The 25963-nt window shown below is 55.1% G+C and carries 27 protein-coding genes; 22 read left to right on the top strand and 5 right to left on the bottom strand.

Annotated features, from left to right (window positions below; translation table 11 throughout):
- Window positions 1-11: 11 nt before the first annotated feature.
- From flgE to flgL, 8 genes are all read left to right on the top strand, one after another.
- Entirely contained in the window at window positions 12-1262 is a 1251-nt protein-coding gene (flgE, locus tag F3J29_RS09250) for a flagellar hook protein FlgE (RefSeq protein ID WP_166865546.1), read from the top strand.
- A gap of 20 nt (window positions 1263-1282) precedes the next feature.
- Window positions 1283-2038, top strand: coding sequence for a flagellar basal body rod protein FlgF (locus tag F3J29_RS09245; RefSeq protein ID WP_166865543.1), 756 nt, complete (start codon window positions 1283-1285; stop codon window positions 2036-2038).
- 30 nt (window positions 2039-2068) lie between these two features.
- Complete coding sequence (flgG, locus tag F3J29_RS09240) at window positions 2069-2851, top strand: flagellar basal-body rod protein FlgG (RefSeq protein ID WP_039291854.1); 783 nt, start codon at window positions 2069-2071, stop codon at window positions 2849-2851.
- A gap of 55 nt (window positions 2852-2906) precedes the next feature.
- A complete protein-coding gene (locus tag F3J29_RS09235; RefSeq protein WP_205246748.1) occupies window positions 2907-3602 on the top strand; it encodes a flagellar basal body L-ring protein FlgH in 696 nt (231 codons plus the stop codon).
- Window positions 3603-3613: 11 nt separating this feature from the next.
- Window positions 3614-4711 (top strand): flagellar basal body P-ring protein FlgI, encoded by a 1098-nt coding sequence (locus F3J29_RS09230; protein ID WP_039301854.1) that lies wholly within the window; start codon window positions 3614-3616, stop codon window positions 4709-4711.
- Window positions 4711-5655 (top strand): flagellar assembly peptidoglycan hydrolase FlgJ, encoded by a 945-nt coding sequence (gene flgJ / locus F3J29_RS09225; RefSeq protein ID WP_008453487.1) that lies wholly within the window; start codon window positions 4711-4713, stop codon window positions 5653-5655. The genes F3J29_RS09230 and flgJ overlap by 1 nt, the downstream gene beginning before the upstream one ends.
- Window positions 5656-5730: 75 nt before the next feature.
- A complete protein-coding gene (gene flgK / locus F3J29_RS09220) occupies window positions 5731-7386 on the top strand; it encodes a flagellar hook-associated protein FlgK (RefSeq protein ID WP_166865537.1) in 1656 nt (551 codons plus the stop codon).
- Between the two features lie 14 nt (window positions 7387-7400).
- A complete protein-coding gene (gene flgL, locus F3J29_RS09215; RefSeq protein WP_166865535.1) occupies window positions 7401-8369 on the top strand; it encodes a flagellar hook-associated protein FlgL in 969 nt (322 codons plus the stop codon).
- Between the two features lie 86 nt (window positions 8370-8455).
- On the opposite strand, the gene F3J29_RS09210 is transcribed toward flgL, so the two are convergent.
- The 4 genes from F3J29_RS09210 to rne form a co-directional block, all read right to left on the bottom strand.
- Window positions 8456-8638, bottom strand: a complete 183-nt coding sequence (locus tag F3J29_RS09210; protein ID WP_008453480.1) for a DUF1869 domain-containing protein — start codon at window positions 8636-8638, stop codon at window positions 8456-8458.
- Between the two features lie 5 nt (window positions 8639-8643).
- Entirely contained in the window at window positions 8644-8994 is a 351-nt protein-coding gene (locus tag F3J29_RS09205) for a TehB family protein (RefSeq protein WP_166865532.1), read from the bottom strand.
- Between the two features lie 19 nt (window positions 8995-9013).
- Window positions 9014-9340, bottom strand: a complete 327-nt coding sequence (locus tag F3J29_RS09200) for a TehB family protein (protein ID WP_166865528.1) — start codon at window positions 9338-9340, stop codon at window positions 9014-9016.
- A gap of 175 nt (window positions 9341-9515) precedes the next feature.
- Complete coding sequence (gene rne, locus F3J29_RS09195; protein ID WP_166865525.1) at window positions 9516-12788, bottom strand: ribonuclease E; 3273 nt, start codon at window positions 12786-12788, stop codon at window positions 9516-9518.
- Between the two features lie 569 nt (window positions 12789-13357).
- Between rne and rluC the strand changes: the two genes are divergently transcribed.
- Window positions 13358-14311: a 23S rRNA pseudouridine(955/2504/2580) synthase RluC gene (rluC, locus tag F3J29_RS09190; protein ID WP_008453474.1), complete on the top strand. Its 954-nt coding sequence runs from the start codon at window positions 13358-13360 to the stop codon at window positions 14309-14311.
- Between the two features lie 33 nt (window positions 14312-14344).
- Here rluC and F3J29_RS09185 read toward each other — a convergent pair whose 3' ends face one another.
- Window positions 14345-14929 carry a Maf family protein gene (locus F3J29_RS09185; RefSeq protein WP_166865521.1) on the bottom strand — a complete coding sequence of 195 codons (585 nt, stop codon included), beginning with the start codon at window positions 14927-14929 and terminating at the stop codon, window positions 14345-14347.
- A 267-nt stretch (window positions 14930-15196) separates the two neighbouring features.
- Between F3J29_RS09185 and yceD the strand changes: the two genes are divergently transcribed.
- The 13 genes from yceD to F3J29_RS09120 all read left to right on the top strand — a co-directional run bounded on the left by yceD (window position 15197) and on the right by F3J29_RS09120 (window position 25707).
- Window positions 15197-15718: a 23S rRNA accumulation protein YceD gene (yceD, locus tag F3J29_RS09180; RefSeq protein ID WP_039291882.1), complete on the top strand. Its 522-nt coding sequence runs from the start codon at window positions 15197-15199 to the stop codon at window positions 15716-15718.
- Window positions 15719-15734: 16 nt separating this feature from the next.
- Entirely contained in the window at window positions 15735-15905 is a 171-nt protein-coding gene (rpmF, locus tag F3J29_RS09175) for a 50S ribosomal protein L32 (RefSeq protein WP_016535856.1), read from the top strand.
- A gap of 12 nt (window positions 15906-15917) precedes the next feature.
- A complete protein-coding gene (gene plsX, locus F3J29_RS09170) occupies window positions 15918-16952 on the top strand; it encodes a phosphate acyltransferase PlsX (RefSeq protein ID WP_166865518.1) in 1035 nt (344 codons plus the stop codon).
- 6 nt (window positions 16953-16958) lie between these two features.
- The gene (locus F3J29_RS09165) at window positions 16959-17912 is read left to right on the top strand and encodes a beta-ketoacyl-ACP synthase III (RefSeq protein WP_039291889.1); all 954 of its coding nucleotides are present in this window, start codon (window positions 16959-16961) and stop codon (window positions 17910-17912) included.
- Between the two features lie 17 nt (window positions 17913-17929).
- On the top strand, window positions 17930-18859 hold the full coding sequence (gene fabD / locus F3J29_RS09160; protein ID WP_166865515.1) for an ACP S-malonyltransferase: 930 nt from the start codon (window positions 17930-17932) through the stop codon (window positions 18857-18859).
- Between the two features lie 13 nt (window positions 18860-18872).
- Entirely contained in the window at window positions 18873-19607 is a 735-nt protein-coding gene (gene fabG / locus F3J29_RS09155; RefSeq protein ID WP_166865512.1) for a 3-oxoacyl-ACP reductase FabG, read from the top strand.
- Between the two features lie 154 nt (window positions 19608-19761).
- Window positions 19762-19998 (top strand): acyl carrier protein, encoded by a 237-nt coding sequence (acpP, locus tag F3J29_RS09150; RefSeq protein WP_004157115.1) that lies wholly within the window; start codon window positions 19762-19764, stop codon window positions 19996-19998.
- An 85-nt stretch (window positions 19999-20083) separates the two neighbouring features.
- Window positions 20084-21325 (top strand): beta-ketoacyl-ACP synthase II, encoded by a 1242-nt coding sequence (fabF, locus tag F3J29_RS09145; protein WP_166865509.1) that lies wholly within the window; start codon window positions 20084-20086, stop codon window positions 21323-21325.
- A gap of 108 nt (window positions 21326-21433) precedes the next feature.
- Complete coding sequence (gene pabC / locus F3J29_RS09140) at window positions 21434-22234, top strand: aminodeoxychorismate lyase (RefSeq protein ID WP_166865507.1); 801 nt, start codon at window positions 21434-21436, stop codon at window positions 22232-22234.
- Between the two features lie 10 nt (window positions 22235-22244).
- Entirely contained in the window at window positions 22245-23267 is a 1023-nt protein-coding gene (gene yceG / locus F3J29_RS09135; RefSeq protein ID WP_166865502.1) for a cell division protein YceG, read from the top strand.
- A complete protein-coding gene (tmk, locus tag F3J29_RS09130) occupies window positions 23257-23895 on the top strand; it encodes a dTMP kinase (RefSeq protein WP_166865499.1) in 639 nt (212 codons plus the stop codon). Before yceG ends, tmk begins: the two co-directional genes overlap by 11 nt.
- Entirely contained in the window at window positions 23895-24902 is a 1008-nt protein-coding gene (gene holB, locus F3J29_RS09125) for a DNA polymerase III subunit delta' (protein ID WP_166865496.1), read from the top strand. The genes tmk and holB overlap by 1 nt, the downstream gene beginning before the upstream one ends.
- 10 nt (window positions 24903-24912) lie before the next feature.
- The gene (locus F3J29_RS09120) at window positions 24913-25707 is read left to right on the top strand and encodes a metal-dependent hydrolase (protein WP_166865493.1); all 795 of its coding nucleotides are present in this window, start codon (window positions 24913-24915) and stop codon (window positions 25705-25707) included.
- The last annotated feature ends 256 nt before the right edge of the window (window positions 25708-25963 follow it).

The raw sequence follows: 25963 nt of genomic DNA, 5'->3' as shown, positions 1-25963 counted from the left end.
AGGAGTAAGACATGGCGTTTTCTCAAGCGGTCAGCGGCTTAAATGCTGCGGCCACCAACCTGGATGTGATTGGTAACAACATTGCCAACTCCGCCACCTACGGTTTTAAATCAGGTTCGGTCTCTTTTGCCGATATGTTCGCAGGCTCTAAAGTGGGTCTGGGCGTTAAAGTCGCGGGCGTGACCCAGAACTTTGGCGACGGGACGACCACCGGGACCGGTCGTGGCCTGGACGTCGCTATCAGCCAGAACGGCTTCTTCCGCCTGGTAGACAGTTCCGGCTCGGTGTTCTACAGCCGCAACGGCCAGTTCAAGCTGGATGAAAACCGTAACCTGGTGAACATGCAGGGCCTGCAGCTGACCGGTTACCCGGCAACCGGCACGCCGCCAACCATCCAGCAGGGCGCCAACCCGGTTGGGTTGTCTATTCCGAACACGCTGATGCCGGCGAAGACCACCACCACCGCGTCCCAGCAGATTAACCTGAACTCTACCGATAAGACCCCGACCGTAACGCCGTTCGATCCTACCAATGCGAACAGCTACAACAAGAAGGGCACGGTCACCGTTTATGACAGCCAGGGTAACGCCCATGGCATGGACATTTACTACGTTAAGAGCGCGGATAACGCCTGGCAGGTTTACACCAAAGACTCTTCCGTAGCGGGTTCTACGGCAACGTCCGCCGGGTTTATGCGTTTCGATAACAACGGTAACCTGCAGGGGATCACCGCCGGTGTCGCCGATCCGATTCCAAACCCGAACACGCTGCAAAGCAGCATCCAGGTGACGACCGGCCCGACCAACGGCGCGACGCCTGCCACCTTCTCGCTGAGCTTCCTGAACTCCATGCAGCAGAACACCGGCGCGAACAACATCGTGGCCACCAACCAGAACGGCTATAAGCCGGGTGACCTGGTCTCTTACCAGATTAACGATGATGGCACCGTGGTCGGGAACTACTCCAACGAGCAGAACCAGCTGCTGGGGCAAATCGTGCTGTCCAACTTTGCTAACCCTGAAGGTTTACAGTCGCAGGGCGATAACGTCTGGACCGCGAGCAACTCTTCCGGCGTCGCGCTGCTGGGTCTCGCGGGCACCGGTAACTTCGGTACCCTGACCAGCGGTGCGCTGGAGTCTTCGAACGTGGATCTGAGTAAAGAGCTGGTCAACATGATCGTCGCGCAGCGTAACTATCAGTCGAACGCGCAGACCATCAAAACCCAGGATCAGATCCTCAACACCCTGGTTAACCTGCGCTAAGCGCCTGAAGGGACGGCTTAATGGATCATGCAATCTACACCGCCATGGGCGCTGCCAGCCAGACGCTGAATCAACAGTCAGTCACGGCCAGCAACATGGCGAACGCTTCCACACCGGGCTTCCGCGCGCAGCTTAATGCTTTGCGTGCTGTCCCGGTTGAAGGGCTTTCTCTGCCAACCCGAACTCTGGTGATTGCTTCAACGCCAGGCGCCGATATGACGCCGGGTCAGCTGGACTACACCTCGCGTCCGATGGACGTTGCTTTGCAGCAGGATGGCTGGCTGGCGGTGCAGACGCAGGACGGCGGAGAAGGCTATACCCGCAACGGTAACATTCAGGTTAGTCCTGCCGGTCAGTTGACCATCGGTGGCCGGCCCGTTATCGGTGAAGGTGGCCCTATTGCGGTGCCGGAAGGGTCGCAGCTTACCATTGCTGCGGATGGGACGATCTCCGCGCTGACCCCGGGAGATCCGCCGAATACCGTGGCGCCCATCGGCAGACTGAAGCTGGTGAAAGCCACGCAGCAGGAGGTGGTACGCGGTGATGACGGGCTTTTTCGTTTAAACCCCGCCGCCCAGGCGACACGCGGTGCCATCGCGCAGGCCGACCCTACCATTAAGGTGATGTCCGGCGTACTGGAAGGCAGCAACGTCAAACCTGCAGAGGCAATGGCGGATATGATCGCCAACGCCCGCCGGTTTGAAATGCAGATGAAAGTTATCGCCAACGTTGATGAAAACGAACAGCGCGCTAACACGCTGCTGCAAATGACCTAACGCCCGGCTTACTTATTACAGGATTCAAACATGATCAATTCTTTATGGATCGCCAAAACGGGCCTTGATGCACAGCAAACCAATATGGATGTGATTGCCAACAACCTGGCAAACGTCTCCACCAATGGTTTCAAGCGTCAACGCGCCGTGTTTGAAGATTTGCTTTATCAAACCATTCGCCAGCCGGGGGCTCAGTCTTCTGAGCAGACGACGCTGCCGTCTGGTTTACAGATCGGGACCGGTGTTCGTCCGGTGGCCACTGAACGTCTGCACAGCCAGGGCAACCTGTCTAAAACGGACAACAGCAAAGATGTGGCCATCAAAGGCGAAGGCTTCTTCCAGGTTCTGCTGCCGGACGGTACCGCCGCGTATACCCGCGACGGTTCTTTCCAGGTTGACCAGAATGGCCAGCTGGTGACGGCGGGCGGTTTCCAGGTGCAGCCTGCGATTACCGTGCCGGCAAACGCGCTGAGCCTGACTATCGGCCGTGACGGTGTGGTGAGCGCAACCTTACAGGGGCAGACCGCGCCGGTACAGGTAGGGCAGCTGAACCTGACGACCTTTATGAACGATACCGGTCTGGAAAGCATTGGTGAGAACCTCTACACCGAAACGCAGGCATCCGGTGCGCCAAACGATTCCACGCCGGGATTGAACGGTGCAGGTCTGCTCTATCAGGGCTATGTTGAGACCTCAAACGTAAACGTTGCTGAAGAGCTGGTAAACATGATCCAGGTTCAGCGCGCCTACGAAATCAACAGCAAAGCGGTCAGCACGACCGACCAGATGCTGCAAAAACTGACGCAAATGTAAGGCGTGTGCCGACGCGTGAAAGCGCGTCGGCTGCCGTGACCTGAAGATGAAAGCAATGCAAAACCCAATGGTGCTCCGTCCTGTTGTCCTGAGTCTGGTGTTTGCCGTAAGCGGCTGCGCCTTTGTGCCTAGTAAACCGCTGGTTGAAGGGGCCACGACCGCCCAGCCGGTGCCTGGTCCTTCGCCAACGATCAACGGATCAATATTCCAGACCGCGCAGCCGATGAACTACGGCTATCAGCCGCTGTTTGAAGATCGTCGTCCGCGTAATATCGGCGATACCCTGACCATCCAGCTTCAGGAAAACGTCAGCGCCAGTAAAAGCTCCTCGGCGAATGCCAGCCGTGACGGAAAAACAGCCCTCGGCTTTGACACCGTTCCGACCTTTGCTTCGGGATTATTGGGGAATGGGAAAGCTGACCTGAACGCTTCCGGCAGCAATGGCTTTAACGGTAAAGGCGGCGCCAATGCCAGCAACACCTTCAGCGGCACCTTAACGGTAACCGTCGATCAGGTGTTGGCCAATGGAAACCTGCACGTCGTAGGTGAGAAACAGATTGCCATCAACCAGGGGACGGAATTTATCCGCTTCTCTGGCGTAGTGAACCCGCGCACCATCAGCGGCAGCAACACCGTTGCGTCGACCCAGGTGGCGGATGCCCGAATTGAGTATGTCGGTAACGGCTACATTAATGAAGCGCAGAATATGGGCTGGCTGCAGCGCTTCTTCCTTAACGTATCGCCGATGTAAGCGAGGGTACCATGGTGAAATATTTATTTGGGTTGGTTGTGCTGCTGACAGCGGCTTATGCATCAGCTGACCGCATTCGCGATCTGACCACCGTGCAGGGCGTGCGTGAAAACTCCCTGATTGGCTACGGCCTGGTGGTTGGGCTGGACGGCACCGGCGACCAGACGACGCAAACGCCGTTTACCACCCAAAGCCTGAACAACATGCTTTCCCAGCTGGGTATTACCGTACCGACCGGCACCAATATGCAGCTTAAAAACGTTGCGGCGGTGATGGTGACGGCAAAATACCCGGCGTTCGCGCGAGCAGGGCAAAACATTGATGTTGTGGTGTCCTCTATGGGTAACGCGAAGAGCCTGCGCGGCGGTACGTTGCTGATGACGCCGCTCAAAGGCGTGGATAACCAGGTTTATGCCCTTGCGCAGGGTAACGTGCTGGTGGGCGGCGCGGGTGCGGCAGCGGGGGGCAGCAGCGTCCAGGTAAACCAGCTTAACGGCGGGCGTATCACCGGCGGGGCGGTCATTGAACGCGAGCTGGCCGGGACCTTCGGCAACAGCAATACCCTCAATCTGCAGCTTAATGATGATGATTTCAGCCTGGCCCAGCGGATCACCGACACCATTAACCGCTCCCGTGGCTTTGGTAGCGCCACCGCGCTGGATGGCCGTACGATCCAGATCCGCGTGCCAAGCGGCGGTAGCTCTCAGGTTCGTCTGCTGGCGGATATCCAGAATCTTGAAGTGAGTATGCCAGTGCAGGATGCACGCGTGGTGATTAACTCCCGCACGGGTTCCGTGGTGATGAACCGCGAAGTGACGCTGGATAACTGCGCCGTTGCGCAGGGGAATCTGTCGGTGACCGTTAACCGTCAGAATCAGGTCAGCCAGCCGAATACGCCATTTGGCGGTGGTCAGACCGTGGTGACGCCGCAAACCCAGATTGATTTGCGCCAGAGCGGCGGGTCGGTACAGCGCGTTAATTCCAGCGCCAACCTGAATAATGTCGTCCGCGCGCTGAATGCGCTGGGCGCTACGCCAATCGACCTGATGTCGATTCTGCAATCCATGCAAAGCGCAGGCTGCCTGCGTGCGAAACTGGAAATCATCTAATGCTGACTGATGCCCGTTCACTTGCCAATGCCGCGTTTGACGCCAACTCGCTCAATGATTTAAAGGCGAAGGCCGGACAAGATCCTAAGGGCAACCTGAAGGAGGTTGCCCATCAGGTGGAAGGGATGTTCGTGCAGATGATGCTGAAAAGCATGCGTGAGGCGCTGCCGAAAGACGGTCTGTTCAGCAGCGAGTCCACGCGGATGTACACCAGCATGTATGACCAGCAGATAGCTCAACAGCTGAGTGCGAAAGGGCTGGGGCTGGCGGATGCGATGGTTAAGCAAATGAGTAACGAGCAGGTCGAGCCATCGGAAACGGCAGGTCAGGTACCGATGAAACTCGACCCGCAAACGGTCACCAGCTACCAGAACCAGACGCTAACGCAAATGGTGCGTCAGGCCGTGCCTCGCGCGCCTTCTAACGAAGAGCCGATGAGCGGAGACAGCAAAGACTTCCTGGCGCAGCTCTCGCTGCCGGCGCGTCTGGCCAGTGAGGCCAGCGGCATTCCGCACCACCTGATTCTGGCACAGGCCGCGCTGGAGTCCGGCTGGGGCCAGCGTCAGATCCGCACCGAAAAAGGCGAGCCGAGCTTTAACCTGTTCGGGGTTAAGGCAACGCCGGGCTGGAAAGGGGCAACCACGGAAATCACCACCACCGAATTTGAAAACGGTGAGGCGAAGAAAGTGAAAGCGAAGTTCCGCGTTTATAGCTCTTACCTGGAAGCGCTTTCTGACTACGTTGGCTTGCTGACGAAAAACCCGCGCTATGCTGCCGTGACGAATGCGTCTTCAGCAGAGCAGGGCGCTCAGGCGCTGCAGAATGCCGGTTACGCAACGGATCCGAACTACGCACGTAAGTTGACCGGCATGATCCAGCAGCTGAAAGCCATGAGCGACAAGGTTTCCAAAGCCTACAGCACTGATTTGTCGAATTTGTTCTGAAGAGACTCAAGTCCCGTGGCCTGCTGCCGATAATAGGTAGCAGAACCTTTGACCACACGCTATCAAGGAACCTTCATGTCCAATAGCCTGATTAACAGCGCCATGAGTGGCCTGAGTGCTGCCCAGGCGGCATTAAGCACCGTCGGCAATAACATTTCTAACTATAACGTAAGCGGTTATACCCGCCAGACGACGATTCTGTCCCAGTCAAAAAGCACCCTGACCGGGGGCGGCTATATTGGCAATGGCGTGTATGTTAACGGCGTGCAGCGTGAGTACGACTCCTTTATCACTAACCAGCTGCGTGCGGCCCAGACGCAGAGCAGCGGGCTGACAACCCAGTATCAGCAGATGTCAAAAATCGACAACATTCTGTCCGGGACGACCAACTCGCTGTCAAAAACCATGCAGGATTTCTTCTCCGGCCTGCAGACGCTGACCAGTAATGCTCAGGATCCTGCGGCTCGTCAGGCGCTGCTGGGCAAAGCGGATGGTCTGGTAAACCAGTTTAAGGTCACCGACCAGTACCTGCGCGATCAGGACAAGCAGGTTAACCTGTCGATCAGCAGCAGCGTGGACCAAATCAACACTTACGCTAAGCAAATTGCGAATCTGAACGACCAGATCTCTCGCCTGAAAGGTGTGGGCGCGGGTTCAGCGCCAAATGACCTGCTGGATCAGCGCGATCAGCTGGTTAGCCAGCTAAACCAAATTGTTGGCGTAGACGTCAGCGTGCAGGATGGGGGTACGTACAACGTATCTATCGGCAATGGTATTAGCCTGGTGCAGGGCGACACGGCTAACCAACTGGCGGCGGTTAACTCCAGCGCCGATCCTTCCCGTACGACAGTCGCTTTTGTCGATCCGATTGCCGGTAAAGTGGAAATTCCAGAAAGCCAGCTGAATACAGGTTCTCTGGGGGGGCTGTTTACCTTCCGTACTCAGGATTTGGACAGCGCTCGTAACCGTTTGGGCCAAATGGCTCAGGCCTTTGCGACGGCCATGAACAGCCAGCACACCCAGGGCTATGATGCCAACGGCGACAAAGGCACCAACCTGTTTACCGTCGGTGGCCCAACGGTCCTGAGCAACAGCCGCAATACCAGCGGCACGCAGCTGACCGCGACCACCACCGACAGCAAGCAGATTCAGGCCAGTGATTATAAGGTTGAGTTTGTGGGCGGAAACTGGAAAGTGACCCGTCTGTCGGACAACGCCAACATTAACCCCGGCACCACAACGGACGCAAGCGGCAACGTCAGTCTGAACTTTGACGGGCTGAAAGTTGGCGTGAGCGGCACGCCTGCCAACAGCGAAAGCTTCACCGTTAAACCGGTATCCGACGCGGTGGTGAATATGAGCCTGGCCGTGAAAGATGAGGCGAAACTGGCGCTGGCAAGCGATCCTACCGCCGGCAAGAGCGATAACCGTAACGCTCAGGCCATGTTGGATCTGCAGAACTCCAAACAGGTCGAAGGCAACAAGTCGTTCAACGATGCGTATGCCACCCTGGTCAGCGACGTGGGTAACAAAACGGCAAGCCTGAAAGTGACCAGTACCACCCAGGGAAATGTTGTGACGCAGCTAACCAAGCAGCAGCAATCAATCTCCGGGGTTAGCCTCGATGAAGAGTATGGCAACCTGCAGCGTTACCAGCAGTACTATATGGCTAACGCCCAGGTCCTTCAGACTGCATCAACGCTGTTTGATGCGTTGCTGAACATTCGCTAACGGGAGCCAGCGTCATGCGTATCAGTACCCAAATGTTGTATGACCAGAACATGCGCGGCATTAGCGACGCGCAGAGTTTATGGCTGAGTTATGGCGAGCAGATGAGCACCGGTAACCGCGTTAACCGGCCATCAGACGATCCTGTTGCAGCGTCTCAGGCGGTGGTGCTTTCCCAGGCGCAGTCGATGAACGACCAGTACAAACTGGCGCGTACCTTTGCGACCCAGAAGGTTTCGCTGGAAGAGAGCGTTTTGCAGCAGACGGTCTCTTCAATACAAAGTGCCCAGGAGAAAGTAGTTTATGCTGGTAGCAGCGGAACGCTGAGTGATGACGACCGTGCTTCACTGGCAACCGATCTCGAAGGTATTCGCAACCAAATACTGAACCTGGCTAACAGTACCGACGGGAACGGTCGTTATATCTTTGCTGGTTACAAAACGGAAGCCGCGCCTTTTACCGGCGGGGCAGGTAGCATCACCTATCAGGGCGGAACGCTTCCGATTACCCAGCAGGTTGACACCGCCCGGACCATGACGATTGGTCATACCGGCAATGATGTTTTCAATCGCATCTCCAGTAACGCCACACCGGAACCCGATGGTTCGCCGAGCGAGACCAACATCTTTAATATGCTGGACTCTGCTATCGCAGCCTTGAAAACGCCAACGGCCGGGCTGGACGACGCAGGCAAGAAAGCCCTTGATGATGCGGTCGCGAAAACAAACCGTGGTCTGGGCAATGCCCTGAGCAATGTGTCAACCGTACGCGCTGAGTTGGGTACCCAGCTCAATGAGCTGAGTAAACTGGACGACCTGGGCAACGAACGAGCGCTGGCGCAAACGGACCAGATGAGCCAGCTCGTGGGCGCAGATTATACGGCCACCGTGTCTAACTATGTTCAGCAGCAGGCTGCGCTCCAGGCCTCTTATAAAGTCTTCACCGATTTGCAAGGCATGTCGCTTTTCCAGATGAATAGCCGATAGTCTTCAACGTTTTGGGCGCGTTATGAAACTGAACGCGCTTTATATGCCCGCTTCCGCACCCCGGAGCGGGCTTTTTTTTGTGTATTTCACCAACCGCAAACTTCGTGTTCGTCTTCCGTGTCATAAGCGCGGACGGTGTTGACCAGCTCTTTGACCACTTCGGCAGCGACGTCCGGGATCAGCAGCGTCATTGGCGTTTCTGTCTCATAATCGACCGAGACGCCGTTACTGTTGTTAGTGACGCTGACGGTATAAGTTGCTTTGCCCATCATGATTACCTCTGGCTGTTGACCACTTTACCCAGGCCGTTGCCTTCCAGTTTTGCTTCAGGAGAGGCGAAGAAGTCGATATTGAAATAAGTGTCGTCGGTCAGCAGCTCAATGCGGTGCCACTTCTGCGGCGGAGAAATTGCAAAGGCTCCGGCCTCAATAACGATTTCCACGTCGGGTGTTGTTGAGTCGGCGTCGGGAAACCCAAAATATTTCACCGTGCCTTGCATGACGGCGAGACGGCCAAAAACGCCGGCTTTGGTGTTATGGTGAGTAAATAAAGCGGCAGGGGCGGTCTCTTTAGTCCAGAACGGCGTAGCACGGGTATGTACATAGTTTTTGGGAATAGTCAGCATAATAAGATTCCTTCTGTCATTACATAGAGCGGAGCACTTCCGGGGCGACGAAAAAGTCGATGTTGAAGACGGCGTCATCGGTGAGCAGCTCGAGGTGATGCCATTTCTCTGGCGGGAATACACCGAAGTGGCCTGCTTCAACAATCAGTTCTGCTTCTGGCTCGGGCGAGGTGGAGTCGGCATAGCCCAGGTAGCGAACCTTTCCTTGCATGACGCTCAGGCGAGGGTACACGCCGGGGCGCGTGCCTTTATCGAGATGTCGCTGAAACAGGCCCGCGGGGGCCGAGTCTTTATCCCAGAAGGGAGAAGAGCGGGTGTGAATGCAGTTTGGCGGTACAGGGAGCATGGTGCGTTTCTCCTCAATAATTCCTGCAAGCATTACATCATACAATTAGCCGAAATGTTTATCATAAAGTGCATTTTAAATGCATCTTATTGACTGGCAATTTTCTTGCTCATTGATCGGGTTGGGAAAATAAAAAAGCCGGTCAGGTGACCGGCTTTTGACTTAGCGCTGGAGATTATTCTGCGCTTTGTGGGCGAGTCGCTGGCGCCGTGGCCTGATGGCTGGCGCTGTGCCCGCCGGCAGAACCTTTCCCGCTGAAGCCAAAGTCCGGGCGAACCCAGTCGCTTTGGCGAGGCGCTTCAGGCGTGTATTCCGGAGCCGGAGCACGGGTCATTGGCGCCGTGGCGTGCTTAGGGGCAGCAGAAGATTCGGTGTTAACCTCCTGGACCACAGGCGCGGTTTCTACCACAGGGGCTGCTTCCACAACAGGTTTTACTTCTTCAACTACTGCAACCGGCGCTTCTTCAACCGCTGGAGCCTCTTCAACCGCTGGAGCCTCTTCAATCGCTGGAGCTTCTGCAGCTACCGGCGCTGGTTCGCTGACTTCTGCGATCGCCTGAGCAGTTTCTTCCTCTGCAGGAGAAACCTGTGCCACGATCTCTGCGACAGGCGCTTCATCCACTGCGGCAACCGGCTGCGGCTGTTCAGCCACCGGCGCTTCAGTCACTTCTGGATGGGCTGTTTCCACCACGGCAGGTTCAATACCGGTTTCCACCGCGTTCACCGGCTCGATAACCTGAACCTCTTCAGCAGAGGTCACGGCTTCTACCGCAGCAGCGTCAGCCACATTGACGTGCTGAACGTCTTCGTGAGCCTGGAATACCTCTTCCTGAACAAGCTGATCCTGTGGACGAGCTACAGGGTAGGTGATGAACACTTTCCCGGATGCCAGCTCTGGAGAGGCGCATGCAGCTGCCAGTGGCATCGGAGATACCGCCGGATAACGCTCATCACGATAGCGACGACGGCGCTGGCCGCTTACGCGCAGGTGACGAGGTGAGCGACGTGAACGACGCGGCATACCGGCAGTTTCACGGTTTTCGCCGTTTTCATCCTGCTGCTCTGCATTTACCGGGGCTTCTACCACCGCCGGCAGTGCAATCGGTGCCAGTTCGGTACTGGCCTGCTCAACCTGAGTTTCTTCCGCTGCAGGTGCGTCGGCAGATTCGAAGCGAACTTTCTGGTTCAGCTGGCGCGGTTTACGGCGCTGCATAACCTGAGTACGTTCTTCCTGCTCGGCATCTTGCTCAATTACGTTGTCCTGCTGCAGCGCTTTAACTTCCTGCTGTGCCTGACGTTTCTCATCAGAGCGACGGCGGTTACGCTCGCGACGCGGCTGTTGCTCGTCACGGGACTTCGGCTGTTTTTCAGCATCGTCAACGGCAGCAACAACGTTCTGGCGTGATTCACGAACTTCCGCATTTTGCTGCTGGCCGTTACGACGGTTACGACGATTCTCGTCACGACCTTCGCGCGGTTCGCGAGCATCACGGGCTTCATTGTTGCGGTCATCGCGGTTATTGCGATTGTCACGGTTATCGCGATCGCGATTGTTACGGTCACCGCGTTCACTACGATCGCCACGATCGCGTCGGTTGTTCTGACGGCGGTTATTGTTACGACGATCCTGACGCTGTGTATCAGAGCCGGTCGCTTTCTCTTCCTTCACTTCTTTCACTTCGGCTGCAGCGCTGTCGCCGGCGAAGAGTTTTTTCAGTGCAGAGAAGAAGCGGCTAACCAGACCCGGCTGTGCAGCGGTATCTGCTTTTGGCTGAACGGCCGGTTTCGCTGCGGCAACAGCAGGTTTGTCCGCTGTGGTTTCCTGTGGCGCAGGCGGCACTTCAGGCATCACAAAGGTGGCCAGAGCCGGTTGCTCAGGGCGCTTACGCTCGGTGTACTCTTCATCGGATGGCATCGCCATCTCTTCTTCATGCAGCTTAGGCAGCATGTAGCTCAGCGTTTGCGTTTCTTCGCCTTTACGCACGCGCAGTACGGAGTAGTGCGGGGTTTCCATCTGATCGTTTGGCACGATAATCGCGCGTACGCCGCCCTGGCGTTTTTCAATGGCGCTTACCGCATCACGTTTTTCGTTCAGCAGGTAAGAGGCAATCGGCACAGGCACGATGGCGTGAACTTCTTTGGTGTTCTCCTTCAGCGCTTCTTCTTCAATCAGACGCAGAATGGAGAGCGACAGGGATTCGTTATCACGAATGGTGCCGGTACCGCTACAGCGAGGGCAAACGTGATGGCTGGATTCGCCAAGAGACGGGCTCAGACGCTGGCGCGACATTTCCAGCAGGCCGAAACGTGAAATGTGGCTAATCTGGATACGGGCTCTGTCCTGACGCACGGCTTCACGCAGGCGGTTTTCAACTGCGCGCTGGTGGCGAACCGGCGTCATATCGATGAAGTCGATAACGATCAGGCCGCCAAGGTCGCGCAGACGCAGCTGACGGGCAATTTCATCGGCCGCTTCAAGGTTGGTGTTGAAGGCGGTTTCTTCGATATCGCCGCCGCGGGTTGCACGCGCGGAGTTGATGTCGATGGCGGTCAGGGCTTCGGTGGTATCAATGACGATAGAACCGCCCGACGGCAGACGGACTTCACGCTGGAAGGCGGACTCAATCTGCGACTCAATCTGGTAGTGGCTGAACAACGGGATTTCACCGGTGTAGAGCTTAATTTTGCTGCTGAAATCCGGGCGACCCAGGGCAGCGATGTGCTGGCGAGCCAGCTCGAGCACTTTCGGGTTGTCGATCAGGATTTCGCCGATGTCCTGGCGCAGGTAGTCGCGGAAGGCGCGGACGATAACGTTGCTCTCCTGGTGAATCAGGAACGGAGCAGGGCGGTTTTCAGCGGCTTTCTGAATGGCTTCCCAGTGCTTAAGGCGGAAGCTCAGATCCCACTGCAGCGCTTCGGCAGACTTGCCCACGCCAGCGGTACGTACGATAAGACCCATACCATCCGGCAGTTCAAGGGAAGAAAGCGCTTCTTTTAATTCGGTACGGTCATCACCTTCGATACGGCGAGAAATGCCACCGGCGCGAGGGTTATTTGGCATCAGAACCAGATAGCTGCCTGCAAGGCTGATAAAGGTGGTTAAGGCTGCGCCTTTGTTACCGCGTTCTTCTTTATCAATCTGGACGATCACTTCCTGGCCTTCGCGCAGAACGTCTTTAATGTTCGGGCGACCGTGGGAAGCGTAGTTCGAAGGGAAGTATTCGCGGGCGATCTCTTTCAGAGGAAGGAAACCGTGTCTTTCTGCGCCATAATCAACAAACGCCGCTTCCAGACTGGGTTCAATACGGGTGATTTTGCCTTTGTAGATGTTTGCTTTTTTCTGTTCGTGTCCTGGGCTTTCAATGTCCAGATCGTACAGACGTTGCCCATCTACAAGGGCGACACGCAACTCTTCTTGCTGAGTTGCGTTAATTAACATTCTTTTCATCGTAACTTACTCATTATTCTTACATTGGCGACAGAGCTGCGGGCATGGTGACGCTAACCGGGAGTGAACCGATGGCCTCGTGACTAAACGCGTGTCGCCAACCTCACGGTTGTCGTTTGCTGAGAGGCGCAAAGTGTCGGTTGCCTGTATTTCATGCGGAAATACAGCGCAATTATCGTGGGAATAACCTTAGAATATTTCTTAAGAGTTGATTCCATATTACCGGTCAGGCTGCAACCCGCAGCCCGCTAACTGCCTGAAAGTACAATACGTCTTACGCCATTGCTGCGTGGATGGACGTTCAGGCAAAATGGGTATTCCGCAAACTTTCTTGTTCTAACAAGATTCAACACGGAAAACCGCAACATTATTCCACTGCTAACCTTGTTATAGCAAGATGACTTTTGCTATTAGCGTCCTGTTTCTTACAGTTTTTTAACCGTTATCTTAACCTCGCCACAAAGGGGATAAGAAAAGGCGGTCTGGACGGTTTAAAACAGAACAGATTGTCAGTTAAGCACATAAAAATGAGTGGCGCTATGCGCCAGGGCTATTTAGAATCGCCGACCATGAAAACAGAGACTCCATCAGTAAAAATCGTTGCAATTTCGGCCGATGAAGCCGGGCAGCGTATCGACAACTTTTTGCTCGCTCGCCTGAAAGGCGTGCCAAAAAGCATGATTTATCGCATCGTGCGTAAAGGCGAAGTGCGGGTGAATAAAAAACGCATCAAGCCAGAGTACAAACTGGAAGCAGGCGATGAAGTGCGCATTCCGCCGGTACGCGTTGCCGAGCGTGAGGAAGAAGCCGTTTCTCCGCATTTGCAAAAAGTCGCTGCGCTGACCGATGTCATTCTTTATGAAGACGACCACATTCTGGTGCTAAACAAACCTTCCGGTACGGCGGTACACGGCGGCAGTGGCCTGAGCTTTGGGGTGATTGAAGGACTGCGCGCCCTGCGTCCGGAAGCACGCTTCCTTGAGCTGGTGCACCGCCTTGACCGCGATACGTCCGGCGTTCTACTGGTTGCTAAAAAACGCTCTGCGCTGCGTTCTCTTCATGAGCAGCTGCGCGATAAAGGCATGCAGAAGGATTACCTTGCGCTGGTGCGCGGGCAATGGCAGTCGCACGTAAAAGTCGTGCAGGCGCCGCTGCTGAAAAATATTCTGCAAAGCGGGGAGCGCATCGTGAGAGTGAATAGTGAAGGCAAGCCTTCTGAGACTCGTTTCAAGGTGGAAGAGCGCTACGAGTTCGCGACTCTGGTTCGCTGCAGCCCAGTCACCGGGCGCACGCACCAAATTCGTGTGCATACTCTGCACGCAGGGCACCCCATTGCTTTTGACGATCGCTACGGGGACCGCGAGTTCGATAAGCAGCTTGCGGGCACCGGGCTCAATCGCCTGTTCCTGCATGCTGCAGCGCTGAAGTTTACCCACCCGAATACCGGGGAAGTGATTCGCATTGAAGCGCCACTGGACAATCAGTTAAAGCGTTGCCTGCAGGTTTTACGCAACGCGAAATAAAGAAAAATGCTCCGCTTTGACGGAGCATTTTTATTACGCCAGCAGCGGGTTACAGTCTTCGTTGCGCAGCATTTCACACAGGCTGATGAGCGGCAGTCCGATTAGCGTATTCGGATCTTTTCCCTCCAGCCTTTCAAACAGCGTGATGCCCAATCCTTCGCTTTTAAAACTCCCGGCACAGTTGAGCGGCTGCTCCTTTTGCACGTAGCGGCGAATTTCATCCTCCGTCAAATGACGAAAATGAACATCAAAAGGTTCACACAGCGTTTGTAGCTGCCCGTTGGCAGAATTATACAGAGCCAGGCCGGTATAAAAGGTCACGATAGTGCCCCGGGCCAGCAACAGCTGCTGTACGGCATTCTCCTCCGTGTGTGGTTTCCCCGCTATCTGGTTGTTCAGGATGCAAACCTGATCGGAGCCAATAATAAGATGGTGGGGAAAACGCGCTTTTAAGGCCTGCGCTTTGGCCTGGGCGAGACGAGTCACTAAGTGTCGGGCATCTTCCCCGGCGAGCGGCGTCTCATCGACCTCTGGTGCCGCGGTGATGAAAGACAGTCCGAGCTTTTCAAGCAGGCTGCGGCGGAACGGGGAGGTGGAGGCCAGAACAATCGGTTTCATATTTTTTTCATTAAAGATAGCGAATTGGATGAAGGCATTTTAAACTGTGCCACCGCAATGTGTGCGAATAAACCCGTCATATTTTAAGCCGCAGGGGCGTTACCTGCACTCACTCACCCCAGTCACTTACTTTAGTAAGCTCCTGGGGATTCGTGAGCTGGGTGCCTGCCTGCAACTTAAACTATTTAGGGTAGAAATGGCAAAAGGCGCTGTTTCCAGGCCTTTTTCTTTGACTCTATGACGTTACAAAGTTAATATGCGCGCCCTATGCAAAAGGTAAAATTACCCCTGACTCTTGATCCGGTTCGTACGGCTCAAAAACGCCTTGATTATGAAGGAGTGTATGCTTCCGATCAGGTTGAGCGTATCGCCGAGTCTGTAGTCAGTGTGGACACTGATGTAGAATGCTCCATGAGATTCGCTATCGATAACCAGCGCCTCGCGGTCTTGACCGGTGATGCAAAAGTTACGGTAACGCTCGAATGCCAGCGTTGCGGGAAACCGTTTGAGCATCATGTTCACACAACGTATTGTTTCAGTCCGGTCCGCTCTGACGAACAGGCTGAAGCACTCCCGGAAGCGTATGAGCCGATTGAGGTTAACGAATTCGGTGAAATCGATCTGCGGGCGCTGGTAGAAGATGAAGTTATCCTCTCCCTGCCTGTGGTTCCGGTGCATGATTCTGAACACTGTGAAGTGTCCGAGGCGGACATGGTATTTGGCGAACTGCCTCCAGAGGCGGAAAAACCAAACCCATTTGCCGTATTAGCCAGTTTAAAGCGTAAGTAATTGAGGAGTAAGGTCCATGGCCGTACAACAGAATAAACCAACCCGTTCCAAACGTGGCATGCGTCGTTCCCATGACGCGCTGACCACCACCACCCTGTCCGTGGACAAAGTTTCTGGCGAAACTCATCTGCGTCACCACATCACTGCCGACGGTTTCTACCGCGGCCGTAAGGTTATCGCTAAGTAATCTGGCGCAACCTTGAGACGTCTAACCCTAGCGTTAGATGCCATGGGTGGGGACTTCGGTCCTTCCGTGACAGTGCCTGCAGCTTTGCAGGCACTGGACTCTAACTCTTCGCTTAATCTTCTTTTAGTCGGCAATCCCGACGCAATCACGCCATTACTTGCCAAAGCTGATTTCGAGCAACGCTCACGTCTGCAGATTATTCCTGCGGAATCGGTTATTGCCAGTGATGCCCGACCTTCTCAGGCGATCCGCGCCAGCAGAGGATCGTCAATGCGCATTGCGCTGGAGCTGGTTAAAGAAGGGCGGGCAGAAGCCTGTATTAGCGCAGGAAATACCGGTGCGCTGATGGGGCTTGCGAAATTACTGCTCAAGCCGATAGACGGGATAGAGCGCCCGGCGTTGATGACCGTCTTACCTCATCAGCAAAAAGGTAAAACGGTGGTGCTTGATCTCGGCGCCAACGTTGACTGCGACAGTACGATGCTGGTGCAGTTTGCCATCATGGGTTCCGTGATGGCTGAAGAAGTGTTGGGTATTTCTCGCCCGCGCGTTGCGCTGCTGAATATCGGCGAAGAAGAGACTAAGGGGCTGGACAGTATCCGCGATGCCTCTGCATTATTAAAAACAATGCCTTCACTGAACTATATTGGATACCTTGAGGCCAACGAATTGCTTACCGGCAAGACGGACGTTCTGGTCTGTGACGGTTTTGTCGGCAACGTCACACTCAAGACGATGGAAGGTGTTGTCAGGATGTTCCTTTCACTGCTCAAATCGCAGGGGGAAGGAAAAAAAAGGTCGTGGTGGCTGATTATTTTGAAGAAGTGGCTACAAAAGCGCCTGACACGGCGATTCAGTCACCTCAACCCCGACCAGTATAATGGCGCCTGTCTGTTAGGATTGCGCGGCACGGTGATTAAGAGTCACGGTGCGGCCAATCAGCGAGCGTTTGCTGTCGCGATTGAACAGGCAGTGCAGGCGGTGCGGCGGCAAGTTCCAACCAGAATTGCTGCCCGCCTGGAATCTGTATTACCCAAGAGTGACTGAGCGTAAATGCATACGAAGATTATTGGTACCGGCAGCTTCCTGCCTGAACAAGTGCGTACTAACGCTGACCTGGAAAAAATGGTTGATACGACTGACGAGTGGATTGTCACCCGTACAGGCATCCGCGAGCGCCGCATTGCGGGCCCGAATGAAACCGTTTCAACCATGGGTTATGAAGCCGCGCTTCATGCGCTGGACATGGCCGGCATTGATAAAAATGACATCGGCCTGATTGTTGTGGCGACAACCTCTTCCACGCACGCTTTCCCAAGTGCGGCCTGTCAGATTCAGGCGATGCTGGGGATTAAAGGCTGCCCGGCCTTTGATGTGGCGGCGGCATGTGCAGGCTTTACCTATGCGTTAAGCATTGCCGATCAGTACGTGAAGTCTGGCGCAGTAAAAAATGCGCTGGTTATCGGGGCTGATGTACTGGCACGTACCTGCGATCCTGAAGATCGCAGTACTATCATTATTTTTGGCGACGGCGCAGGTGCCGTTGTGCTGGGTGCGTCTGAAGAGCCGGGCATCATTTCTACTCATCTGCACGCAGACGGTAGCTACGGTGACCTGCTGACGCTGCCGAATGTCGATCGCGTGAATCCTGAAAATTCAGTTCACCTGACGATGGCCGGGAACGAAGTGTTTAAAGTCGCGGTGACCGAGCTGGCTCATATCGTCGACGAAACCCTGGCTGCGAATAACCTCGACCGCACCGCGCTCGACTGGCTGGTACCGCATCAGGCTAACCTGCGCATCATCAGCGCGACGGCGAAAAAGCTTGGGATGCCGATGGATAACGTCGTTGTAACCCTGGACAGGCATGGCAACACCTCTGCTGCATCCGTCCCCGCTGCACTGGATGAAGCGGTGCGCGATGGTCGCATTAAACGCGGTCAGTTGGTGCTGCTGGAAGCGTTCGGTGGTGGCTTCACCTGGGGCTCTGCACTGGTTCGTTTTTGATTAAAGGAATTTTCGACATGACGCAATTTGCTATGGTGTTTCCGGGACAGGGTTCCCAGTCCGTTGGCATGCTGGCCGATCTCGCCGCAAGCTATCCGGTGATTGAAGCCACGTTCCGCGAAGCCTCTGACGCGCTGGGCTATGACCTGTGGGCGCTGACCCAGCAGGGGCCTGCGGAAGAGCTGAACAAAACCTGGCAGACTCAGCCTGCATTATTGACGGCTTCTGTCGCGCTGTGGCGCGTTTGGCAGCAGCAGGGCGGTAAAGCGCCTGCACTGCTGGCAGGGCACAGCCTGGGCGAATATTCCGCGCTGGTATGTGCCGGCGTGATTGATTTCGCCGATGCTGTTCGCCTGGTTGAGCTGCGCGGCAAACTGATGCAGGATGCTGTTCCGGAAGGAACTGGCGCAATGTCCGCCATCATCGGTCTGGACGATGCTGCCATTGCAAAAGCCTGTGAAGAGTCAGCGCAGGGGCAGGTTGTCTCTCCGGTGAACTTTAACTCTCCGGGTCAGGTCGTAATTGCCGGTAACAAAGAAGCCGTTGAGCGTGCAGGCGCTGCCTGTAAAGCAGCGGGCGCAAAGCGTGCTCTGCCATTGCCGGTTAGCGTGCCGTCCCACTGCGCACTGATGAAGCCTGCGGCGGATAAGCTGGCGGTAGCGCTGGAAAACATCACCTTTAACGCACCGGCAATTCCGGTCGTGAATAACGTTGACGTGAAGTGTGAAACTGCGGCGGAAGCTATCCGCAGCGCGCTGGTACGTCAGCTCTATAGCCCGGTTCAATGGACTAAATCCGTGGAATTTATGGCGGCGCAGGGCGTTTCCCAACTGCTGGAAGTCGGCCCAGGTAAAGTATTGACCGGGCTGACCAAACGTATTGTTGACACCATGACGGCAACGGCCATTAATGAGCCAGCAACGCTGTCAGCGGCGCTTGAACAATAAAACGAGGAAAACCATGAGTTTTGAAGGAAAAATTGCGCTGGTTACCGGCGCTAGCCGCGGTATCGGCCGCGCTATCGCCGAGACCTTAGTGGCTCGCGGGGCAAAAGTTATCGGGACTGCGACCAGCGAAAGCGGCGCGCAGGCCATCAGCGATTATCTGGGCGAAAACGGCAAAGGCTTCATGCTGAACGTGACCGACCCGGCTTCCATTGAAGCCGTGCTGGACAGCATCCGCAAAGAGTTTGGTGAGATCGATATTCTGGTGAACAACGCCGGTATCACTCGCGATAACCTGCTGATGCGCATGAAAGAAGACGAGTGGAACGACATTGTCGAAACCAACCTGTCATCTGTTTTCCGTCTGTCAAAAGCGGTAATGCGAGCTATGATGAAAAAGCGTCATGGGCGTATTATCACTATCGGTTCTGTGGTTGGTACCATGGGAAATGCTGGTCAGGCTAACTACGCTGCGGCGAAGGCTGGTTTGATTGGCTTCAGTAAATCGCTGGCGCGCGAAGTCGCGTCTCGCGGTATTACTGTGAACGTTGTTGCTCCGGGCTTTATTGAAACGGACATGACGCGTGCGCTCTCTGATGAACAGCGTGCGGGTATTCTGGCGCAGGTTCCTGCGGGTCGCTTAGGCGACGCAAATGAAATCGCCAGTGCAGTAGCATTTTTAGCCTCTGACGAAGCAGGGTACATCTCTGGTGAGACCCTGCACGTCAACGGCGGAATGTATATGGTTTAATCACGGTGAAAAATATTTGCGTTATTTGGGCGAATGCCCGCAAAATAGCGTAAAATCGTGGTTTGACCAGCCGGGATTTGGTTGCATCTTTTTCAACATTTTATACACTACGAAAACCATCGCGAAAGCGAGTTTTGATAGGAAATTTAAGAGTATGAGCACTATCGAAGAACGCGTTAAGAAAATCATTGGCGAACAACTGGGCGTTAAGCAAGAAGAAGTAGTGAACACCGCTTCCTTCGTTGAGGACCTGGGCGCTGATTCTCTTGACACCGTTGAGCTGGTAATGGCTCTGGAAGAAGAGTTTGATACTGAGATTCCGGACGAAGAAGCTGAGAAAATCACCACCGTTCAGGCTGCCATTGATTACATCAACGGTCACCAGGCGTAAGTGAACATCTCCAGGCGGTCATTCGACCGCCTGAGTTTTATCTGAATTGTCCCACTAGTTTTTTATCCCTCCCTGGAGGACAAACGTGTCTAAGCGTCGTGTAGTTGTGACCGGACTGGGCATGTTGTCTCCTGTCGGCAATACCGTAGAGTCTACCTGGAAAGCTCTCCTTGCCGGTCAGAGTGGCATCAGCCTGATCGACCATTTCGATACTAGCGCCTACGCAACGAAATTTGCTGGCTTAGTAAAGGATTTTAACTGTGAAGACATCATCTCGCGCAAAGATCAGCGCAAGATGGATGAATTCATTCAATATGGAATTGTTGCTGGCATTCAGGCCATGCAGGATTCTGGCCTCGAAGTAACGGAAGAAAACGCGACCCGCATCGGTGCAGCAATCGGTTCTGGTATCGGTGGCCTGACGCTTATTGAAGAGAACCACTCTGCGTTAGTCAACGGTGGCCCTCGTAAGATCAGCCCGTTCTTCGTGCCTTCGACCATCGTTAACATGGTGGCAGGTCACCTGACTATTATGTTGGGTCTGCGTGGTCCGAGTATTTCCATTGCCACGGCTTGTACCTCTGGCGTACACAACATCGGCCATGCGGCACGTATCATTGCCTATGGTGATGCAGATGCAATGCTGGCAGGTGGTGCCGAAAAAGCCAGTAGCCCACTGGGCGTAGGTGGCTTTGGCGCGGCGCGCGCACTGTCTACCCGTAACGACAACCCGCAGGCGGCAAGCCGTCCGTGGGATAAAGATCGTGACGGCTTCGTACTGGGCGACGGCGCAGGCGTCATCGTACTGGAAGAGTACGAACACGCTAAAAAACGCGGTGCGAAAATTTATGCAGAAGTTGTTGGCTTTGGTATGAGCAGCGATGCGTTCCACATGACTTCTCCTCCAGAAAACGGTGCAGGTGCTGCGCTGGCGATGGAAAACGCACTGCGTGATGCAGGGATCTCCGCGGGTCAGATTGGCTACGTCAACGCCCACGGTACCTCTACACCGGCAGGTGATAAAGCTGAAACGCAGGCGGTTAAGTCTATCTTTGGTGCCGATGCAAGCCGTGTAATGGTGAGCTCAACCAAATCGATGACGGGCCACCTGTTAGGTGCGGCGGGGGCGGTAGAGTCTATCTACTCCATCCTTGCGCTGCGCGATCAGGCAGTGCCGCCAACCATCAACCTCGATAACCCGGATGTTGGCTGCGATCTGGACTTCGTGCCACACGAAGCTCGCCAGGTTAGCGGTATGGAGTTCACCCTGTGTAACTCCTTCGGTTTCGGCGGTACCAACGGTTCGTTGATCTTCAAGAAGATCTAATCGTTTCATAAAGGGCCCCTTGTGGGCCCTTTTGCTGTTCAGAATTCCCCTCTTGTCGCCCGTAAATCCCTCTGGCAACCTTGTGTCTCCGTATCCTGAGGAATCCCTATGTATCTTATTAATGGTCAGTGGAAGGAAGCGCTGCCGGCGAATGACCGGGCGATTCAGTTTGGCGATGGCTGCTTTACCACTTCCCGCGTTATTGATGGCGGGGTGCGCTTTCAGGAAGATCATCTCCGTCGCCTGCAGAAAGCCTGCGAAACGCTGATGATCGGGCCGGTTGACTGGGCTAGCCTCAACGATGAAATGACTATGCTGGCTGCCTCTGAAACCAACGCCGTGCTTAAGGTGATTATTTCTCGTGGAGCTGGCGGGCGCGGTTACAGTGCCTCAAACTGCACGCAGCCAACGCGAATACTCTCTCTTTCGCCTTATCCTGACTTTTATCCTGCCTGGCGAGAGCAGGGGATTAGGCTGGCGCTCAGTCCTGTGAAAATAGGCATTAACCCTGCTCTGGCAGGGGTGAAGCATCTTAACCGGCTTGAACAGGTTCTTATTCGTACGCATCTTGAACAGACGGCAGCCCAGGAGGCGCTGGTTCTTGACAGTCAGGGGAGCCTGGTGGAATGCTGTGCGGCTAATTTATTCTGGCGTAAAGGCTATGACGTTTATACGCCGCGTATCGACGGTGCGGGCGTGAATGGCACAATGCGTCAGCGCATTATTGCCTGCCTGACTGATTCTTGCTGGCACTTGCATGAGGTCAGCGAAAGTCTGGAAACGCTGGCAGATGCGGATGAGTCCATCATTTGCAATGCGCTAATGCCGGTTATACCGGTGAACCAGGCTCAGAACTGGCACTACACATCGCGTGAACTTTACTGTTTTTTAGCCCCACTATGTGAGTAACCGATTACCGATGAAAAAGATGTTTCGTTTCTTTCTTATTTTGCTGGTTGTGCTCGGTATTGCCGCCGGTGCAGGCATCTGGAAGGTGCGTCAGCTGGCAAAAGCGCCGCTGCCCATTAAACAGGAAACCATTTTCACTCTGAAGCAGGGTACCGGACGTTTAGCCCTGGGCACTCAGCTTTATGAAGAAAAACTGATTACACGTCCGCGAGTCTTCCAGTGGCTGCTGCGCGTTGAGCCGGAGCTGGCGAAATTTAAGGCTGGTACATATCGCCTCACGCCGGGGATGACGGTTACCGACATGCTGAGTCTGCTGGCCAGTGGAAAAGAGGCACAGTTCCCGCTGCGTTTTGTGGAAGGTATGCGCCTGAGCGATTTACTTGATCAGCTACGAGAAGCCCCATACATCCAGCACACGCTCAAAGACGACGCCTATGCCACCGTGGCAGAAACGCTGAAATTTGAGCACCCGGAATGGGTCGAAGGCTGGTTCTACCCGGACACCTGGATGTACACCGCTAACACCACAGATGTTGCACTGCTTAAGCGCGTGCATCAAAAAATGGTTAAAGCCGTGACGCAGGCCTGGGAAAGCAAGGCTGATGGTTTGCCTTACAAAACCGAAAATGATCTGGTGACCATGGCCTCGATCATCGAGAAAGAAACCGCGGTTGCGGCCGAACGTGACCAGGTGGCCTCAGTGTTTATTAACCGTCTGCGTATTGGCATGCGGCTGCAAACTGACCCCACCGTTATCTACGGGATGGGCGACAGCTATAATGGTAAGCTAACGCGCAAAGATCTCGAGACGCCCACGCCGTATAACACCTATGTGATTAGCGGCCTGCCGCCGGGCCCGATTGCTGTGCCGAGCGAAGCGTCATTGCAGGCGGCTGCGCATCCGGCAAAAACGCCGTATCTCTATTTTGTTGCTGACGGTAAGGGTGGCCATACCTTTAGCACCAATCTCGAAAGCCATAACAAGGCGGTGCAGGTGTATATCAAAGCTCTTAAGGATAAAAATGGACAGTAAATTTATCGTCATCGAAGGCCTGGAAGGCGCCGGGAAAACCAACGCCCATAACGTGGTCGTGGCAACCTTAAAAGAGCTGGGTATCAGCGAGCTGACCTTTACGCGTGAACCCGGCGGCACGCCGCTTGCCGAACGCCTGCGTGAGTTAACGCTCAACAATGCCGGGATCGGTGATGAGAAGGTGACCGATAAAGCCGAAGTGCTGATGTTCTACGCGGCGCGCATCCAGCTGGTAGAGACGGTGATCAAACCGGCTTTGGCACGCGGCAGCTGGGTCATCGGCGACCGCCACGATCTTTCCACTCAGGCCTATCAGGGCGGCGGGCGTCAGATTGATCGGCAGTTATTGATGGCGCTGCGTAACACCGTGCTGGGCGATTTTTATCCTGACCTGACGATTTATCTCGACGTCACGCCGGAAGTCGGACTGACCCGCGCCCGCGCCCGGGGTGAACTTGACCGCATTGAGCAGGAATCTATCGACTTCTTTAACCGCACGCGTGCGCGATATCTGGAACTGGCCGGTCGCGACAGCCGCATTAAAACCATCGATGCCACGCAGCCGCTGGATGACGTCTCGCTGGCCGTGCGTGAGGCCGTGCTGAGCTGGTTCCGGGAGCAGCAATAGTGAAATGGTATCCGTGGCTTCGCGGCGCGTTTGAGCAGCTTATCGGCCAGTATCAGGCCGGCCGTGGGCATCATGCGCTGCTGGTCCACGCGTTGCCGGGCCTGGGGGATGACGCGTTAATCTACGCCCTGTGCCGCTGGCTGATGTGCCAAAGCCCGGAAGGCAATAAAAGCTGCGGCCATTGCCACAGCTGCCAGCTGATGCAGGCGGGTACGCACCCTGACAGCTACTCCCTTGAAGTGGAAAAAGGCAAATCCAGCCTCGGGATTGATGCCGTGCGCGACATCACCGAAAAGCTTTATGGCCACGCCCAGCAGGGCGGGGCGAAAGTCGTCTGGCTGAAAGATGCCGATCTGCTCACCGAGGCCGCGGCGAACGCGTTGCTGAAAACGCTGGAAGAGCCGCCTAAAAATACCTGGTTTTTCCTGAGCAGCCGTGAACCCGCGCATCTGCCCGCAACGCTGCGCAGCCGTTGCCTTTACTGGCACCTTGCGCCCCCGGATGAGCGTTTCGCGCTGGCATGGCTGGGCCGCGAAATAACGGCCTCAGCAGAAGAGCTTCAGGCTGCGTTACGGCTTAGCTCCGGAGCACCTGCCGCTGCGCTGGCGCTTTTGCATCCCGAACAGTGGAAGGTCCGCCAGCAGCTTTGTGAGAAGCTCACTCAGGCTGGGGAAGCGAACAACCTGCTGGCGCTGTTGCCGGCATTAAATCATGAGGATGCCGCCCGCCGCGTACACTGGCTTTGCGCGCTGCTGGTTGATGCCCTCAAGTGGCAGCAAGGCGCAGGGGCCTGGCTGACCAACGCGGATATGCAACCGCTGGTGGCCAGCCTCGGCGGGCGTTATTCCCCTGCCGTGCTGCAAAGTCTGCTTCACCACTGGTTCACCTGCCGCGATGCCTTGCTTAACGTGGTAGGCGTTAACCGTGAGCTTCTGCTTACGGAAAGTCTTCTCACGTGGGAGCGTCTGGCTCAGCCCGGCGCACTGCTTCACTCACATCATCTCTAAGAGTATTACTATGTTTCTGGTCGACTCACACTGCCATCTCGATGGTCTGGATTATCAATCCCTGCACAAAAACGTTGATGACGTTCTGGAAAAAGCGGCTGCCAGGGATGTGAAATTTTGCCTGGCTGTGGCCACCACCCTTGAAGGTTATCGGGGGATGCGTGAGCTGGTGGGAGAGCGTAACAACGTGGCCTTCTCGTGTGGCGTACATCCGCTGAACCAGGACGAAGCGTACGACGTTGAAGAGCTCCGCCGCCTTGCCGCCGAACCTGGCGTTATCGCGATGGGGGAAACCGGGCTGGATTATTTTTATACGCCGGAAACAAAACCTCGCCAGCAGGAATCTTTCCGCAATCATATTCGCATTGGCCGCGAGCTGAACAAGCCGGTGATCGTCCACACTCGTGATGCCCGCGCCGATACGTTGAGCATCCTGCAGGAAGAAAAAGTGACAGAGTGCGGCGGGGTACTACACTGTTTCACGGAAGACAGAGATACGGCGGGTAAACTGCTGGATATGGGTTTTTACATCTCTTTTTCCGGGATAGTGACCTTCCGGAATGCCGAGCAGCTGCGTGACGCCGCGCGTTATGTGCCGCTGGACAGAATGCTGGTAGAAACGGACTCCCCGTATCTTGCACCGGTGCCGCATCGCGGGAAAGAAAATCAGCCTGCCATGGCGCGTGATGTTGCCGAATATATGGCCGTTTTGAAGGGCGTTTCGCTGGAAGAACTGGCTATTGCCACCACGCAGAACTTTGCTGATTTGTTCCATGTCCCCTTATCCCGCCTGCAATCTCTCTGAAATCCATAGTTATTTTAAAGCTCGTAATTAATAGCCTAAGCGAGTAAAGTGCACCGCCATAAAATGAGCGGTGCACGCTCGTTTTGAACCATTTGTACGCGTGTTATGTAAATTAATGAAAGTTTTTCGCGCGATCGGCTGAGAAACGTGATAGCCGTCAAACAAACTTTTCGTTATTTATTTTACTCTGCGTAATAAATAAAAGGACACTTAGATGTCCTGTTTATGAACCGGTTCTCCCCCCGGTTCGATGCGT

It is taken from the genome of Enterobacter sp. Cy-643 (assembly GCF_011752815.1).
Taxonomy (GTDB): domain Bacteria; phylum Pseudomonadota; class Gammaproteobacteria; order Enterobacterales; family Enterobacteriaceae; genus Cedecea.
The sequence above is the reverse complement of the archived record's forward strand: the minus strand, read 5'-3'. Positions and strand labels throughout refer to the sequence as shown.